This window comes from Pseudomonas sp. (assembly GCF_049653025.1).
In the GTDB taxonomy this organism is placed as follows: domain Bacteria; phylum Pseudomonadota; class Gammaproteobacteria; order Pseudomonadales; family Pseudomonadaceae; genus Aquipseudomonas.
Genome location: NZ_JBASFM010000013.1, coordinates 86,449 through 102,248 on the forward strand (window position 1 = coordinate 86,449; position 15,800 = coordinate 102,248).

Here is a 15,800-nt window from a genome sequence, read left to right on the forward strand (position 1 = left end):
CTGCGGGGCAGGCTGCCAGCTCATGCAATCAGTCGATCCCCAGTTTTTTCAGGCGATAGCGCATCGAGCGAAAGCTCAGGCCCAGGCGTTGCGCCGCCGCCGTGCGGTTCCAGCGGGTTTCTTCCAGGGCCTGCATGATCAGTTTGCGCTCGATGGCCTCCAGGTAGTCTTCCAGATTGTCGATCTGGGCGATGTTGACTTCGCCGTTTTCACTGATGGGAACGCTGTCGGCCAGGCGCAGGTCGCTGGTGGTGATGCGGTCGTCCTCACACAGGGTGTAGGCGCGTTCGAGCATGTTCTCCAGTTCGCGCACGTTGCCGGGGAAGCGGTAGCTCTTGAGCTTTTCCAAGGCGTCGTCATCCAGCTTGGCCGGGCTTAAGCCGGTGCCGTCGGCCAGGCGCTTGAGCATGATGTCGGCCAGCAGGGCGATGTCCTCGCGGCGCTCGCGCAGGGCCGGGACGCGTAACTCGATGACGTTGAGGCGGTAGTACAGGTCCTGGCGGAAGCGCCCGGCCGCGACTTCGCCAGCCAGGTCTTTATGGGTGGCGCAGAGGATGCGCACGTCGACGATCAGTTCCTGTTGGCCGCCGACGGCACGCACGGCTTTTTCCTGAATCGCGCGCAGCAGCTTGACCTGCATGGCTAACGGCAGGTCGGCGACTTCGTCGAGGAACAGGGTGCCGCCGTTGGCCGCCTGAAACAGGCCTTGCTTGTCTTCGATGGCCCCGGTAAAGCTGCCTTTCTTGTGGCCGAAGAACTCGCTTTCCATCAGCTCTGTGGGGATGGCCCCGCAGTTGACCGGGATAAAAGGTTGCTCGCCGCGTGAGCCTTGCTCATGGATCAGGCGGGCGACCAGTTCCTTGCCGCTGCCGGACTCACCGCTGATGTACACCGGTGCCTGGCTGCGCGCCAGCTTGAGAATCTGTTTGCGCATGGCCTTCATCGGCGGTGAATCGCCGAGCAGGCGACTGTCCACCGGCAGTTCTTCGCCATTGGCGCTGCGCAGGCGCAAGGCGGCGGCGACCAGTTCACGCAGGCGGCCGAGGTCGACCGGTTTGGTCAGAAAGTCGAATGCCCCGGCTTTCAGCGCGTTGATGGCCGTGTCCAGGCTGCCGTAGGCGGTGATCATCGCCACCGGTACTTGTGGATGGCGTTGCAGGATGTGCTGCACCAGTTCCAGGCCGGTGCCATCGGGCAGGCGCATGTCGGTCAGGCACAGGTCGAAGGGCTCCTTGGCCAGCCATTCGCGGGCTTCCTTGACGTTGCGTGCACTGCGGGTGTCGAGCTTCATCCGTCCCAGGGTGATTTCCAGGAGTTCGCGAATATCGGGTTCATCGTCGACGATCAGGGCTCTCTGGCGGGTCATGGTCAGCTCAGTTTGCGCGGGTGGGCGAAGGTGATGCGTAGGCAGCTGCCACCACCTTCACGAAGTTTATAGTCGAGGCGGGCCTGATTGCTTTCGCACAGCTCGCGGGAAATATACAGGCCGAGGCCGGTGCCCTTGTTTTCCGTGGTGTAGAACGGCTCGAACAGGTGGTGCAGCTGCTCTTCGGCAACGCCTGGGCCATCGTCGAGCACCTCGAGTACCGGCAGCTCACTATCCAGGTCGCGGAACAGGGTCAGCCAGACCTGGCCGCGCTTGTGCTTCTGCGCGCTGTAGCGCATGCCGTTTTCTACTAGGTTGCTCAGCACCTGAGTGAGTTGATGCGGATCCATGCGGGTCTGAATGGTGCCGCCGGTGGTTTCCAGATGCAGGGTCTGGCCTGGCGCGGCGCTGCCGCGAAACTCACTGGCGAAGCGGTGCAGCCAGTATTTCAGATCGAGCAGTTGGGGTTCGGCCTGACGTCGGCGTGACAGCTGCAGAACGTTCTCGATCACCAGGTTCATCCGGCGCGAGTGATCCTGAATGATCTGCGCCAGGCGCAGGTCCGGTCCGTGCAGCTCTTCGGATTCCTGCAGCAATTGTGCGGCGTGGCTGATTGCACCCAGGGGGTTGCGGATCTCATGGGCGATACCGGCAGTCAGGCGGCCGAGCGAGGCGAGCTTGAGCTGTTGCGCCTGCTGGGCGATCTGTGAAATGTCGTCGAGGAAGATCAGTGTGTGTTTATGCTCGCCGCGTTGCAGGGCGATAAAGCTCGGCTGCAGCACACGCCCGTCTGGCGCGGCTTGCAGGCTGGCGGGGCGCAGGCTGGGGTTGTGCAGCCATTGCTGTATGCGCTTGATCAGTTCGGGGCAGTGCGGATCGAGGATCTTGCCGGTCAGGTCGGCATGCCCCAGCAGGTGGTTGGCACCCTGGTTGGCCAGCAGCACCCGGTGCAACTCATCCAGCACCAAGATGCCGGTGCGCATGCGTTGCAGGATCAGCGCGTTCAGCGCTTCCAGATTGGCCACGTCGGCGGCACGCTGTTCGGCCAGGCTTTCGCTGACCTGCAGGCGGCGGGTCAATCCCTGCACAAAGAGCGCGGCGGCAAAGCACAGCGCGCCAAACGCGCCCACCTGCACGTACTGGGCGGCAGCCGCCGGGCGGCTGAGGCTGAGGTAGAAGGTCAGATAGATCATGCCGATCGCGGCGACGGCGGCAATCAGCAGGCCGATACGCCCGCGCAGCAGGATGTTGGCGATGGCTACGGCGACGATCAGCAGGTTGCCGATGCCGCTGGGGGTGCCGCCGGCGGCGTAGAACAGGCCGGACAGCAGAATCACGTCCACCAGCGCCAGGCTGAATACCTGGGCCAGGCGCTTGGGTCGGCGCACGGTGGCGATGATCAGAACGTTGAGAACCAGATACAGCCAACTGCCGTTGCGAAACAGCGCCGGGTGCGCGAGCTCCAGCAGTTGCTTGTCGAGGTCGCTGGAGACCAGCAGCGCCAGGGTAATGCCGATGACCAGCCGGTAAAGATGGTAGAGCCGCAGGATGCGCCAGCTTTGCTCGCCGCTCAGGGAGAGGTCAGCGCCCACTGGATTTGGGGCCTAGTTCGCGGTGAGCCTGGCTGCAGAACCACTGCTGGTTATCGGCCAGTGCCTGCTCGCGGGGCACGTGGGTGCCACAGTGCTGGCAGCGCACCATGGGTACGGCGGTGTCTGGCGGTTGCTGTTGCGTGGGGCGTGGCACCGGGCGAGTAATGCGCCGCCACAGCCAGAATGCGGCGGCAATGATGGCAACCCAGAACAGCAAGCGGAACAGACCCATGGCGCTCTCTTCGTGTCAGTAAGCGGGCAGTTTAGCTAACCCGCCGGTGTGAGCACAGTGCGGATGCGCTGCGCTGTGCAGTGTGTCCCCGCTTGAAACGGCCAATAAAAAGGGAGGCCGAGGCCTCCCATGCATGCAGTCGTGCGCTGACTCAGTCAAACAGCCCGAAGGTCATGTAGCTGAACCAGGAACGCTTGGGTTGCTCATCGGCGGCTTCGGCTTTCAGTTCGTCCGGGATCAGCTCTTCGGCGTCTTCGTACTGCTTGATCACGTCCTGGCTGGCGCGGGTTTCGCCCGGCGGCAGTGGGGTGTCGGTTTCGATCAGGCCCAGGGTGGCCTTGGCCATCCAGGAGCGGGTATCGGCTTCCTCTTCACGTGGCACGAAGTTGCCGTCGACCAGGCTCGGGTGGTCCGGGTAGTTGAGCTTGAGGGTTTCCAGGCTGGTGGCCGCCAGTTCGTCCAGAGTCAGGCGCTGGTAGGCTTCGGTCATGACCGCCAGGCCATCACCGACGGCTGGGGTTTCCTGGAAGTTCTCCACCACATAGCGACCGCGGTTGGCGGCGGCGACATAGGCCTGACGGGTCAGGTAGTAGTGGGCTACATGGATTTCATAAGCGGCCAGCAGGTTGCGTAGGTAGATCATGCGCTGTTTGGCGTCTGGCGCGTAGCGGCTGGTCGGGTAGCGGCTGGTCAGCTGGGCGAACTCGTTGTAGGAGTCGCGGGCGGCACCGGGGTCGCGCTTGGTCATGTCCAGCGGAACGAAGCGGGCAATCAGGCCGCGGTCCTGGTCGAAGGACGACAGGCCCTTGAGGTAGTAGGCGTAATCGACGTTGGCGTGCTGCGGGTGCAGGCGGATAAAGCGATCGGCTGCGGCTTTGGCGGCTTCCGGCTCAACGTTCTTGTAATAGGCGTAGATCAGCTCGAGCTGGGCTTGCTCGGCATAGCGGCCAAACGGGTAGCGCGACTCCAGGGCCTTGAGCTTGGCCACTGCGCTGGTGTAGCTCTTGTTGTCCAGATCGGCCTGTGCCTGCTGGTACAGTTCGGTCTCGCTCAGATTTTCGTCGACTACCTCTTTTGACGAGCAGGCGGCAGTGAGGGCGAGGATTGCGATCAGCAGCAGGTGTTTCACTTGCATGGCGGCTTGCGTCCCTGTGACGGCGGCTGTCTTGAGCAAAGCCGTCCTGTTATGATGAGCGCCCCCGGTACACCTGGGGCAAAGACGCCGTATTTAACCACAAGCGTGTAGCTGAAACCAAAGGCTACGCCCCCCTCTGTTGCCGAGCATGTCCTCTATTAATAAGCAGACCATAGAACTGAACGCCGAGGTGCCCTATGAAATGGGCGGTCAACGCCTCGATCAAGTTGCCGCACTCCTGTTCGCCGAGCACTCGCGTTCGCGTCTGTCTGCCTGGATCAAAGAGGGTCTGCTGACCGTCGATGGTGCCGTGCTGCGCCCGCGTGACATCGTTCACGGTGGCTCGCTGCTGGCGCTGAAGGCCGAGCAGGAAGCCCAGGGTGAGTGGATTGCCCAGGATATCGAGCTGGATATCGTCTACGAAGACGAGCAGATCCTGGTGATCAACAAGCCCGCCGGCCTGGTCGTGCATCCTGCTGCCGGGCATGCCGATGGCACCTTGCTCAATGCCTTGCTGCACCATGTGCCGGACATCATCAACGTGCCGCGTGCTGGCATCGTTCATCGCCTGGACAAGGACACCACGGGGCTGATGGTGGTGGCCAAGACCATCGAGGCGCAGACCCGCCTGGTCGACCAGTTGCAGAAACGCTCGGTCAGCCGCATCTATGAATGCATCGTGATTGGCGTGATCACCTCGGGCGGCAAGATCAACGCCCCGATCGGCCGCAGCTCCTCGCAGCGCCAGCGCATGGCGGTGAGCGATGGCGGTAAGCCCGCGGTCAGTCATTACCGCGTGCTTGAGCGTTTCCGCTCGCATACCCATGCGCGGGTCAAGCTGGAAACCGGGCGTACTCACCAGATTCGCGTACACATGAGTCATATCGGTTATCCGCTGGTGGGTGATCCTGTCTACGCCGGGCGTTTCCGTATTCCGCCGGCTGCCAACCTGACTATGGTACAAAGCCTCAAGGAGTTTCCGCGCCAGGCTCTGCACGCGCGCTTCCTTGAATTGGACCATCCGATTACCGGTGAACGGATGAAATGGCAGTCGCCATTGCCGGATGATTTTGTCTGGTTGCTGACGCTGTTGCGTCAGGATCGCGAGGCATTTATCGGTTGAGCGCCCGCCTTATGCATGATTGGTTAACCCCGCAATGGCCCGCCCCGGCGCGCGTGAAAGCCTGTGTCACCACCCGTAGTGGCGGTGTCAGTGTTGTGCCGTTCGACAGTTGCAACCTGGGTGACCATGTTGGCGATGAGCCGCAGTCGGTGCTGAAGAACCGCCAGCGCCTGGTCAGCTTGCTCGGTTGCAAGCCGGCCTGGTTGCGCCAGGTGCACGGCATCGACGTGGTCGAGGCGCAGCCTGGGCAGGTGCTTGAGGCCGATGCCAGCTGGACGGTGAAACCGGGTGTGGCCTGTACTGCGATGACTGCCGACTGTTTGCCGGTATTGTTCTGCGACCGCGCCGGTACCCGCGTGGCGGCGGCTCATGCCGGTTGGCGTGGCTTGGCCGGCGGAGTGCTGGAGGCGACGCTGGAGAGTCTGGCGCTGCCAGCGGATCAGGTGCTGGTCTGGCTCGGTCCGGCCATCGGCGTGCAGGCCTTCGAGGTCGGTGCCGAGGTGCGTGAAGCCTTTGTCGCGCAACATGCTCAGGCGGCGGAGGCATTCAAGCCCAGTCAGAATCCAGGCAAATTTATCGCCGATATCTACCAGTTGGCGCGTGTCCGTCTGGCTGCGCGTGGGATTGATGCGGTGTACGGCGGCGATTTCTGTACCTTTAGTGATCCGCGCTTCTATTCCTACCGCCGTTCGGCGCAAACCGGGCGTTTTGCCAGTCTGATCTGGCTGGGCAGCTGAGCCTTTCCGCCGCTCATCTCGCGGTGCAGGCCGGCGGTCAATGACCCAAGTCAACGCCGCCTGGCTTGAAACCCGCACAATCGACCTCATCTACTCTTCATCTAGCAGGCTTTCTGCACAGGCGTGATTCAGCGCGCCGGCCTGCCTTCACCGTGAGGGATGAGTGTTTATGCGTATCGATCGTTTAACCAGCAAGTTGCAACTCGCGCTATCCGACGCGCAATCCTTGGCCGTCGGCCTCGATCATGCGGCAATTGAACCGCTGCACCTGATGCAGGCGCTGCTTGAACAGCAGGGCGGCTCGATCAAGCCGCTGCTGATGCAGGTGGGCTTCGAGGTCAACAGCCTGCGCCAGGCGCTGGGCAAAGAGCTCGACCAGCTCGGCAAAATCCAGAATCCGTCCGGCGACATCAACCTGTCGCAGGATCTGGCGCGCCTGCTCAACCAGGCCGACCGCCTGTCGCAGCAGAAGGGCGACCAGTTTATTTCCAGCGAGCTGGTGTTGCTGGCCGCGATGGATGAGAACACCAAGCTCGGCAAGCTGCTGCTGGGCCAGGGTGTCAGCCGCAAGGCCCTGGAAAATGCGGTGGCCAACCTGCGCGGCGGCGATGCGGTGAATGACCCGAACGTCGAGGAAAACCGCCAGGCACTGGATAAATACACCGTCGACCTGACCAAGCGCGCCGAAGAGGGCAGGCTCGATCCGGTGATTGGTCGTGATGATGAAATTCGCCGCACCATCCAGGTGTTGCAGCGCCGCACCAAGAACAACCCAGTGCTGATCGGTGAACCTGGCGTGGGTAAGACTGCCATCGCCGAAGGCCTGGCTCAGCGCATCGTCAACGGTGAAGTGCCGGATGGCCTGCGCGACAAGCGTCTGCTGTCGCTGGACATGGGCGCGCTGATCGCCGGCGCCAAGTTCCGCGGTGAGTTCGAGGAGCGCCTCAAGTCGGTGCTCAATGAGCTGTCCAAGCAGGAAGGACGGGTCATCCTGTTTATCGACGAGCTGCACACCATGGTCGGGGCCGGCAAGGGCGAGGGCGCGATGGATGCCGGCAATATGCTCAAGCCGTCGCTGGCCCGTGGCGAGCTGCACTGCGTCGGCGCGACCACGCTCAACGAGTACCGCCAGTACATCGAGAAAGACGCGGCGCTGGAGCGACGCTTCCAGAAAGTGCTGGTCGACGAGCCAAGTGAAGAGGACACCATCGCCATTCTGCGTGGCCTGAAAGAGCGCTATGAGGTGCACCACAAGGTGGCCATTACCGACGGCGCGATCATCGCCGCGGCCAAGCTGTCGCACCGCTATATCACCGACCGCCAGTTGCCGGACAAGGCCATCGACCTGATTGACGAGGCGGCCAGCCGCATCCGCATGGAGATCGACTCCAAGCCGGAAGTGCTTGATCGTTTGGAGCGCCGGCTGATTCAGCTCAAGGTGGAAGCCCAGGCGCTGAAGAAAGAGGACGATGAGGCAGCGATCAAGCGCCTGGCAAAACTCAACGAAGACATCGCCCGCCTGGAGCGCGAGTACGCCGACCTGGAGGAAATCTGGAAGTCGGAGAAAGCCGAGGTGCAGGGCTCCGCGCAGATCCAGCAGAAGATCGAACAGGCTCGCCAGGAGCTGGAAGCCGCGCGGCGCAAGTCGGATCTGCAGCGCATGGCCGAGTTGCAGTACGGCATCATTCCGGATCTGGAGCGCAGCCTGCAGATGGTCGACCAGCACGGCAAGACCGAGAACCAGTTGCTGCGCAGCAAGGTCACCGAGGAAGAGATTGCCGAAGTCGTTTCGAAGTGGACTGGCATCCCGGTGAGCAAGATGCTCGAAGGCGAGCGCGACAAGCTGCTGAAGATGGAAGGCCTGCTGCATCAGCGGGTGATCGGTCAGGACGAGGCGGTGGTGGCCGTGGCCAATGCGGTGCGGCGTTCCCGCGCCGGCTTGTCCGACCCGAATCGACCGAGCGGCTCGTTTCTCTTCCTCGGGCCGACCGGGGTGGGCAAGACCGAGCTGTGCAAGGCGCTGGCCGAGTTTCTCTTCGACACCGAGGAGGCGCTGGTGCGCATTGATATGTCCGAGTTTATGGAGAAGCATTCGGTGGCGCGGTTGATTGGCGCGCCGCCGGGCTATGTCGGCTACGAGGAGGGCGGTTACCTGACCGAAGCGGTACGCCGCAAGCCGTACTCGGTGGTGCTGATGGATGAGGTGGAGAAGGCTCACCCGGATGTGTTCAACGTGCTGCTGCAGGTGCTCGAAGACGGCCGCCTGACGGACAGCCACGGACGCACTGTGGATTTCAAGAACACCGTGATCGTGATGACCTCCAACCTCGGTTCGGCGCAGATTCAGGAGCTGGCCGGCGACCGCGAGGCACAGCGCGCGGCGGTGATGGATGCGGTGAGCAATCACTTCCGTCCGGAATTTATCAACCGCATCGACGAGGTGGTGGTGTTCGACTCGCTGGGCCGTGAACAGATCGCCGGCATCGCGCAGATTCAACTGGGCCGCCTGCGTCAGCGTCTGGCTGAGCGTGAGTTGACTCTGCAGCTGACTGACGAGGCCTTGGACAAGTTGATTGCCGTGGGGTACGACCCGGTCTACGGCGCGCGGCCGCTGAAGCGGGCGGTGCAGCGTTGGATCGAGAACCCCCTGGCGCAGCTGATCCTGGCGGGGCAGTTCGGCCCTGGCAGCAGCGTCACTGGGCGGGTCGAGGGCGACACCATCGTCTTCAACTAAGGATCTGCTGGTGGCATAAAAACACCCCGCGACGGCTTGCGCCGAGCGGGGTGTTTTTTATTCGATTTCTAGATGTGCTTGAGCATCACATCCAGGGCGGCGGCCTGGTCTTCGGCCAGGTCGATGATGTGAAAGCCCGCCCAGCAATGCTCGCCGTCGGCGGCGGGGCGGCTCCACAGGCAGTCGGCCCCGAGGGTTATTTCGCAGACCCCGTCGATCACCTGTTCACTGACCAGGCGGCATTCCACCAGCTCATCGGCCGTCAGCGGCGTGTCGCTGAACAGCATGAAGCCATCGGCGGAAAGGTCCACCACGCGGCCCAGGCGCTGCCCTGAGTGCAGCTCGAAGACTTCCAGCTGCAATTCCGCGTGATGCCGGCTGTGCAGGCGACGTTCGTCATCCATACGAGTTCCTTATTCTTGGGTCTCGGCCGTGCGCCCGGTAAAGCGCTGCAGCACGCGGTAAATAGCGGTAAGGGCGCGGTCCACCAGAGGGGCTCCGCGGTCAGGGGTGACGATACGCGCCAGACCCTGCTCCATTTCGGTGGCTAACTGGGTCAGCGGTTTGATCGCTACGCGCTGGCCACTTTGGTCGACAAACATGTAGTTGCGCGTGGTCGGGCTGAACCAGGACAGCTTCAGCGTACGCACCTGCTCGCCGTTGACGAACTCGAACCAGGTGCCGAATTCGATATGGCCGAGCTCCTTGGCCAGCGCCTGCGCGCGGGCCGAAAGGGTCGATTCGCGCGGGGCCAGGGTCGCCAGTGCGGCATCTTCGCCGAGCATGGCCCCCAGTGGGCTTTCCGGTAGGTTCGGTTTGAGTTGCGCGGCCACTTGCGGTTGCTTGGCCTGCACGGCGTGTTGGCAGGCCACCAGGTCTTGCAGCAGGCGGCGGATGCCGTCTTCGTGGTAACCGCCGAGCAGCTCCAGGCCCTTGCGCAGGTCTTCGAGCAGCGGTACGCGCAGTTTTTGCAGGCGTTCGCGGCCGGCTTCATCCAGTAGGGTGCCGCTCCAGGCCAGTTGTTCGGCGGCTTCGCAGGCGCGCTGCCACTCGGGGCTGCGCTCGCCATTACGCAGCAGCACGAACACCAGCACGTCGGCCCAGGTCAGTTCAAGGAAGTTGCGGATGATCGCTGGCGGCTGACGGTTGCTCAGGCAGTTGGCAACCACCTCGACGGCATGCTGGCGTGCACCGAGCAGCTTGTCGCGACCTTTGGCGGCCTCCACGGCGCGGCGCTCGCGCAGTTCGACCTTGTGCCTGAGGGTGGCAACGAATTCGTTGAACTCCTCCAGCAGGCCCTCGAACAGTTGCAGGTCACCAAAGAAGTCATGAATGACCCGTTCGACCACCCATTGCATCTTGGCCAGCAGGCCGCGCTCATCGCCTTCACCGCCATACAGCACGCCGGCCTGGGCCATGGCATTGAGCAGGCGGCGCGCGGGGTGATGGTGTTGGGTAAACAGTGCCTTATCCTGCAGGGCGACTTTCAGGTAGGGCGTGTGCAAGTGCGAAAGGGTGGTCTTGCAGCTGTCCGGCAGGTTCTCATCGTCGAGAATAAAGTCGAACAGCATGCCGACCAGGTCAATCACGTCGGCTTCCTGATCGGAAACCTTGTGCTGGCCCGGCATGTCGCTGTGCGCTTCCAGCTGCTGCTGCAGGTCGGCCTTGAGGCCTTCTACCTGTTGCGGGCGATGCAGGCGCTGCGACAGGTCGCTGGCGGACTGCTGCTGCATGCGGTTGAGCGCATCGAGCAGTGCCGAGGCGCTGTAGGTGCGCGTGGCGTCACGCGGGGTGAAGCTGGCAATGCTGCGGGTGCCGCCCAGTAGGGGCGCGTCGATATCGCGCTGGCGGTGTTCGCCGAGCAGCGATGCCAGGTTGCCGAGCAGCTCCAGCGGATCGCTGGGTGGCGGACCGCTAAGGTCGCCAGCGGCAGCGCGAGGGCTGCCTGCGTTGCCCGGCTGGCCAGTGAGGTGTTGCGCCGTAGCGGGCGATGCGGTTGCGGCGTTGTCGGCTGCGGGCTCTGTAGCCGGCGCGCTGCTGCGTGGGCGTGCCGGCTCGGCATTGCGCTGGGCGCTGTACTTGAGATTGGGCAGCACGCCGGCATCGATCAGTCGTTGGTTCAGCGCGGCATAGATGCTGTCCAGGCTGTGCATGACGTGGGTGTCGAACAGCGTATAAAGGATGACCTTTATCCGCAGCGGAAACGGGCAGGGGGCAAGGGCGTCGCGAAACGCCTGGGCGATCATCTGCGGACCGAAGGGGTTGATGTCCTCGCCCAGCTTCTGTCCGTTGTTCAGCAGAGCCAGGCGTTGTTCCAGGGCAAACAGTGGTTGCGCGCAGCGCGCCTTGACCCGGCTGACCATATTGGTGACTTGCAGGCTTTCTTCGTAGTCCTCGTTCTGCACCAGGGCCAGTTGCTCGGCGTCCAATTCACTGGTGTTGGCGGGCGGCTTGAGTTTGCCTTCGAGGAAGTCGGAGAAATTCTGCGCGATCTGCTGGTGATAGCTGCGTTCGATCTGCGGGCGCTGTTTGCGGATTTCTCGCATGTTGTCGAAGAACAGGGTCTGCACCTGATTGTTCTCGGCTTTTTCCGCGCATTCAAACAGGGTGTCGTCGACCTGGGCAAAGACCCCAGTCAGGTGCTCGGCCAAGCGGTTCATCACCAGTTTGCGGCAGCTTTGCACCAGTTCGCCAAAGCGAGGTTGGATGCCTCTGGTGGCGAGGGTCTGCACCGAGCTGGGTGGGTTTGGTGGTATGCCCTGGTTACTCATGGACTTTCCTGGCTGAAGCCGTATGGCTGGTGCGTCCTGCAATGTATACAGACATAGGGAAGATATAGCAGCCGCTCGCGCAGCTGCAAATCATTGTACTAAAAGCAATTTAAGGGGTTGACAGGCGCGCGCGGAAACGTAAAATGGCGCGCCTCAGACACGGGAAACGATTTAACAACCGGTTCCGGTTTCTGAGAAAGGAAGCAAGTAGTTCCGCGATAGCTCAGTCGGTAGAGCAAATGACTGTTAATCATTGGGTCCCAGGTTCGAGTCCTGGTCGCGGAGCCAATCTTTCATCGGGGTATAGCGCAGTCCGGTAGCGCGCCTGCTTTGGGAGCAGGATGTCGGGAGTTCGAATCCCCCTACCCCGACCATTTTTGGGTCGTTAGCTCAGTTGGTAGAGCAGTTGGCTTTTAACCAATTGGTCGTAGGTTCGAATCCCACACGACCCACCATTTCAAGCAAGCTTGAAAGTAAAAAACCCGCCTAGTGCGGGTTTTTTATTGCCTGCGATTTAGTGCTTCTTGCTTATGTACTGGTGGCGGGCAAGGTGTGACCTTGCCCGCGCGTGGCTCAATGCAGTTTCAGGCGGGGCTCGGTGCTGCGGCCGATGCGATCCCCCAGCATCATCAGCAGGGTGCGGGTCATGCCGTACAAGGCGACCTGGTGCATGCGGTACAGCGACACGTAGAACATCCGCGCCAGCCAGCCTTCGAGCATCACGCTGCCGGTCAGGTTGCCCATCAGGTTGCCGACCGCAGAAAAGGTCGATAGCGAGATCAGTGAGCCGTAGTCGCGGTAGCGATACTCCGGCAGCGCCTTGCCGTCGATGCGCAGCTTGAGGGCCTTGGCCAGCAGTGAGGCTTGCTGGTGGGCGGCTTGCGCACGCGGCGGCACATTGTGCTCGCTGCCGGGTTGCGGGCAGGCGGCGCAATCGCCAAAGGCGAAGATGTTGTCATCGCGGGTGGTCTGCAGGGTCGGGCGCACCTGCAGCTGGTTGATGCGGTTGCTTTCCAGGCCGTCCAGGTCCTTCAGGAAACCCGGTGCGCGAATGCCGGCCGCCCAGACTTTCAGGCTGGCGGGGATGACCTGGCCCTGGGCGGTGTGCAGGGCGTCGTGGGTCACCTGGCTGACAGATGAGCTGGTCAGTACGGTTACCCCGAGCTTCTCCAGGGTCTTGTGCACCGGCTGGCTAATGCGCTCCGGCAGGGCGGGCAGCACGCGCGGACCGGCTTCAATCAGGGTGATGCGCATGTTTTCCGGGCGGATACGATCCAGCCCGTACGCTGCCAGTTCGTGGGCGGCGTGATGCAGTTCGGCCGCCAGTTCGACGCCCGTGGCACCTGCGCCAACGATGGCGACGTCAATCAGCTCGGTGGTTTCACTCTGGCTGGCGTGGGCGCGCAGGTAGTGACTGAGCAATTGACGATGGAAGCGTTCGGCCTGGGCGCGGGTATCGAGAAACAGGCAGTGTTCGGCGGCGCCTTGGGTACCGAAGTCATTGGTGGTGCTGCCGACCGCGATCACCAGGCTGTCATAGCTCAGTTCACGCGCAGGCATCAGCTGCTGGCCAGCATCGTCCAGGGTGGCGGCCAGGCTGATGCGCCGTTCGCCGCGATTGAGACCACACATCCGCCCCAGTTGGAACTCGAAGTGATTCCACTTGGCCTGGGCCACGTAGTTCAGCTCGTCGCCCGAGGAGTTCAGTGAACCGGCGGCTACCTCATGCAGCAGCGGTTTCCAGATGTGGGTCAGGTTGGCGTCGACCAGGGTGATCTTGGCCTGGCCACGTTTACCCAGGGTTCTACCCAGGCGGGTGGCAAGTTCCAATCCGCCGGCACCGCCGCCGACAATTACTATTTGATGAGTCATTAGACACGCTCACAAGGCTTTTAAGGAAAGACGGTGAGTCGCTCTGGGCGAGCGCAAGGCAGCTCATAGCACCAGTCGACTCAGAAGACGGCTCAGCACGCCGAGGCCGATCACGACGATCACGATGATCAGCAGCAGTCGCCAGACCTTGAACGGCTGGCGTTCAACCTGATGCTGCGGAGCACTTAGGTATTGCTCGACGCGTTTTTGATCATCAGGGTTCAGGCGGCTGGACATAGAAGCCTCGAATAGGGGTGTCGATGGCGGGCTGAAGTGGTGGGCATTCTAGCTGCGCGGCTTATAAAGGCTCAACGCGCAAGGCATCACTCAGGCGGATAATGCCACCTTGTAGCACGCGGGCGGTAATTCCGCCGTGGCCGCGCATGGCTTGGAAGGTGCCTGACCCGAGGCGAGCTTCCAGGCGCGCGCAGGGTTGGCACCAGCCGGTGGTTTCCAGAATCGCCTGGCCGAGACGAAAGCGTCGGCCTTTGAGGCTGAACAGATTGATGCCGCTGATGGCGATATTACGGCGCAGCTCCTGTGGCGTTATCGGTTGCTCATCGGGACGCCCCATCAGGGCGCTGATCACTGCCAGATGCTCCCATTGGATCAGGGTGACCTGGCGCGCATTGCGCGGCCCGGGGCGGCTGTGGTCGCCGGTCAGGCCGGCCTCGCGGCGTGCTTCCACCGCATCCGGCACCAACATGTCACTGCGTGCGGCCGGGTGTACGCCAATCCAGCGTACGCAGCCCTGTTGAGGGACGTTGGCTATCAACTCCTGCAGAGGGCTCACAGGCTGATTCCGACATCAAAGAGCACGCTGCGGCCCAGGTTGTTGCGCAGAAAATCCGGCGCGTCTGGGTGAGCAAACAGCACCCGGGCAAATGTCGGGCCGACCAGCGACAGTGAGCGCCAGCCCTGGCGCAGGAATTCAGTCGGCGGTGGAAAATGGCTATTGAAGTCCGGAATGGCGCGTTTCAAATTGACGTAGGCGAGCAGGTCCAGCTCACCCAGGTCGAGGCCGCGCTCGCGGTAGTTGTGGGCCTTTTTGCGCAGCGTCGGGCTGAGTCGTTGTTGCAGTTCGCTGACGGCAATGCGCCGTGGCTTGGCTTCGCGGCGCACCAATTGACTGAGGGAAAAGGCGCTGCGGCGGCGTTCCAGTTCGGCGCGCCATTCGTCATTCAGGCGACGGCCTTCGTCCAGTACGAAGAACACCTCGAAGCTGGCGTCGCGAAACAGCACGTCGGGCGGCTCATGGCCGGCCGCGCTGAACTCATCGAGCCGGTGCACCACGTTGAGCGCCTGCAGCAGGCGCTGGCAAACCCAGCGCTCGCGCTCCCATTTGCGGGCGTTGGAGAGAAAGGCATTGGCTTGTTCGGCCTGGTGCGTGAGCAGGCGCAGGTAGTCTGAATCATCCATGGCCTCAGCTTAGCCTGCGTGGCACGGTTGTTGGTACCCCGGCGGCGTGGCGATCGGTCACCTTATAAAGAGGCGCGGCGGCTGTAGACTGCGGATATCGAGATAAATGGCAAGGAATCAGTCGTCATGATTGCCGCAGAACTGCTTTCGCCGACCAGTCAGGTGGTTGGCTGGCTGGTTTATCTGCCGCTGCTGTGCTGGGCGCTGTGGCGTGCGCCTTGGGTCGAGCTGTGCAGCGATCTGCGGCGTCAGCACCTGCTGGGCGGCACGGCGCTGGCGCTGTTCCTGCTGTGGCTGGTACGGCGGGACTTCGACTCCGGGTTGTCCTATCACTTTATCGGTATGACGGCCGTGACCCTGCTGCTGGATTGGCCGCTGGCGGTGCTGGTCGGCCTGCTCGCGCAGCTCGGTTTGCTCGCCTTGGGGCGGCAGGATCTGGCGGCCATGGGTGTGAACGGCTTGCTGCTGGTGGTGATTCCTGTGCTGGTGACCGAGGCCTGCGCGATATGGGTCGAGCGGCAGCAATCGCGCAACCTGTTCATTTATATCTTCTTTAGTGGTTTCTTTGCGGCGGCTCTGGCTACGTTGTTGTGCATCGGTGTGGGTTTCACCTGGCTGTGGCTGGATGGCCTGTTTCCAATGCCGCTGTGGCTGGAGGATTTTATTGGTTACCTCTGGCTGGTAATGTTCCCCGAGGCGTTTATCAACGGCATGCTGGTGACGGCGCTGGTGGTGTTCTATCCGGACTGGCTGGAGACCTTCAATCGCTCACGCTACCTGGCCGCGCCCTGGAAGGATGACGATCGCGCCGAGTGATTG

General features: G+C 62.5%; 14 protein-coding genes and 3 tRNA genes. 7 read left to right on the forward strand and 10 right to left on the reverse strand.

Going from position 1 to position 15,800, the window contains the following annotated elements; translation table 11 throughout:
* Window positions 1-28: 28 nt before the first annotated feature.
* The 4 genes from WBK23_RS10475 to WBK23_RS10490 form a co-directional block, all read right to left on the reverse strand.
* On the reverse strand, window positions 29-1,366 hold the full coding sequence (locus WBK23_RS10475) for a sigma-54-dependent transcriptional regulator (protein WP_424483908.1): 1,338 nt from the start codon (window positions 1,364-1,366) through the stop codon (window positions 29-31).
* 2 nt (window positions 1,367-1,368) lie between these two features.
* Complete coding sequence (locus WBK23_RS10480) at window positions 1,369-2,958, reverse strand: sensor histidine kinase (RefSeq protein ID WP_424483909.1); 1,590 nt, start codon at window positions 2,956-2,958, stop codon at window positions 1,369-1,371.
* Complete coding sequence (locus WBK23_RS10485) at window positions 2,948-3,190, reverse strand: PP0621 family protein (protein WP_424483910.1); 243 nt, start codon at window positions 3,188-3,190, stop codon at window positions 2,948-2,950. The genes WBK23_RS10480 and WBK23_RS10485 overlap by 11 nt, the downstream gene beginning before the upstream one ends.
* Window positions 3,191-3,341: 151 nt before the next feature.
* The gene (locus tag WBK23_RS10490) at window positions 3,342-4,325 is read right to left on the reverse strand and encodes an outer membrane protein assembly factor BamD (protein WP_424483911.1); all 984 of its coding nucleotides are present in this window, start codon (window positions 4,323-4,325) and stop codon (window positions 3,342-3,344) included.
* 148 nt (window positions 4,326-4,473) lie between these two features.
* Here WBK23_RS10490 and rluD point away from each other — a divergent pair, with 148 nt between their 5' ends.
* From rluD to clpB, 3 genes are all read left to right on the forward strand, one after another.
* The gene (gene rluD / locus WBK23_RS10495) at window positions 4,474-5,448 is read left to right on the forward strand and encodes a 23S rRNA pseudouridine(1911/1915/1917) synthase RluD (RefSeq protein WP_424483912.1); all 975 of its coding nucleotides are present in this window, start codon (window positions 4,474-4,476) and stop codon (window positions 5,446-5,448) included.
* 11 nt (window positions 5,449-5,459) lie between these two features.
* Window positions 5,460-6,185, forward strand: a complete 726-nt coding sequence (gene pgeF / locus WBK23_RS10500; protein WP_424483913.1) for a peptidoglycan editing factor PgeF — start codon at window positions 5,460-5,462, stop codon at window positions 6,183-6,185.
* 169 nt (window positions 6,186-6,354) lie between these two features.
* Entirely contained in the window at window positions 6,355-8,919 is a 2,565-nt protein-coding gene (clpB, locus tag WBK23_RS10505) for an ATP-dependent chaperone ClpB (protein WP_424483914.1), read from the forward strand.
* A 68-nt stretch (window positions 8,920-8,987) separates the two neighbouring features.
* On the opposite strand, the gene WBK23_RS10510 is transcribed toward clpB, so the two are convergent.
* Window positions 8,988-9,323: a PilZ domain-containing protein gene (locus WBK23_RS10510; protein ID WP_424483915.1), complete on the reverse strand. Its 336-nt coding sequence runs from the start codon at window positions 9,321-9,323 to the stop codon at window positions 8,988-8,990.
* Window positions 9,324-9,332: 9 nt separating this feature from the next.
* The gene (locus WBK23_RS10515; protein ID WP_424483916.1) at window positions 9,333-11,690 is read right to left on the reverse strand and encodes a DUF1631 domain-containing protein; all 2,358 of its coding nucleotides are present in this window, start codon (window positions 11,688-11,690) and stop codon (window positions 9,333-9,335) included.
* A 212-nt stretch (window positions 11,691-11,902) separates the two neighbouring features.
* On the opposite strand from WBK23_RS10515, the gene WBK23_RS10520 reads away from it, so the two are divergent.
* The 3 genes from WBK23_RS10520 (at window position 11,903) to WBK23_RS10530 (ending at window position 12,145) form a co-directional block, all read left to right on the forward strand.
* A tRNA-Asn gene (locus WBK23_RS10520) sits at window positions 11,903-11,978 on the forward strand.
* A 9-nt stretch (window positions 11,979-11,987) separates the two neighbouring features.
* A tRNA-Pro gene (locus WBK23_RS10525) sits at window positions 11,988-12,064 on the forward strand.
* 5 nt (window positions 12,065-12,069) lie between these two features.
* Window positions 12,070-12,145: transfer RNA gene (locus tag WBK23_RS10530), tRNA-Lys, on the forward strand.
* 118 nt (window positions 12,146-12,263) lie between these two features.
* Here WBK23_RS10530 and WBK23_RS10535 read toward each other — a convergent pair.
* The 4 genes from WBK23_RS10535 to WBK23_RS10550 form a co-directional block, all read right to left on the reverse strand.
* Window positions 12,264-13,562, reverse strand: coding sequence for an NAD(P)/FAD-dependent oxidoreductase (locus tag WBK23_RS10535; RefSeq protein ID WP_424483917.1), 1,299 nt, complete (start codon window positions 13,560-13,562; stop codon window positions 12,264-12,266).
* Window positions 13,563-13,625: 63 nt separating this feature from the next.
* Window positions 13,626-13,799, reverse strand: coding sequence for a DUF3094 family protein (locus tag WBK23_RS10540; protein ID WP_422582059.1), 174 nt, complete (start codon window positions 13,797-13,799; stop codon window positions 13,626-13,628).
* Window positions 13,800-13,860: 61 nt separating this feature from the next.
* Window positions 13,861-14,355, reverse strand: a complete 495-nt coding sequence (locus WBK23_RS10545) for an MOSC domain-containing protein (protein WP_424483918.1) — start codon at window positions 14,353-14,355, stop codon at window positions 13,861-13,863.
* Window positions 14,352-14,981 (reverse strand): DUF1780 domain-containing protein, encoded by a 630-nt coding sequence (locus WBK23_RS10550; protein WP_424483919.1) that lies wholly within the window; start codon window positions 14,979-14,981, stop codon window positions 14,352-14,354. The genes WBK23_RS10545 and WBK23_RS10550 overlap by 4 nt, the downstream gene beginning before the upstream one ends.
* Before the next feature lie 126 nt (window positions 14,982-15,107).
* Here WBK23_RS10550 and WBK23_RS10555 point away from each other — a divergent pair, with 126 nt between their 5' ends.
* A complete protein-coding gene (locus tag WBK23_RS10555; protein WP_424483920.1) occupies window positions 15,108-15,797 on the forward strand; it encodes an energy-coupling factor ABC transporter permease in 690 nt (229 codons plus the stop codon).
* Window positions 15,798-15,800: the final 3 nt, after the last annotated feature.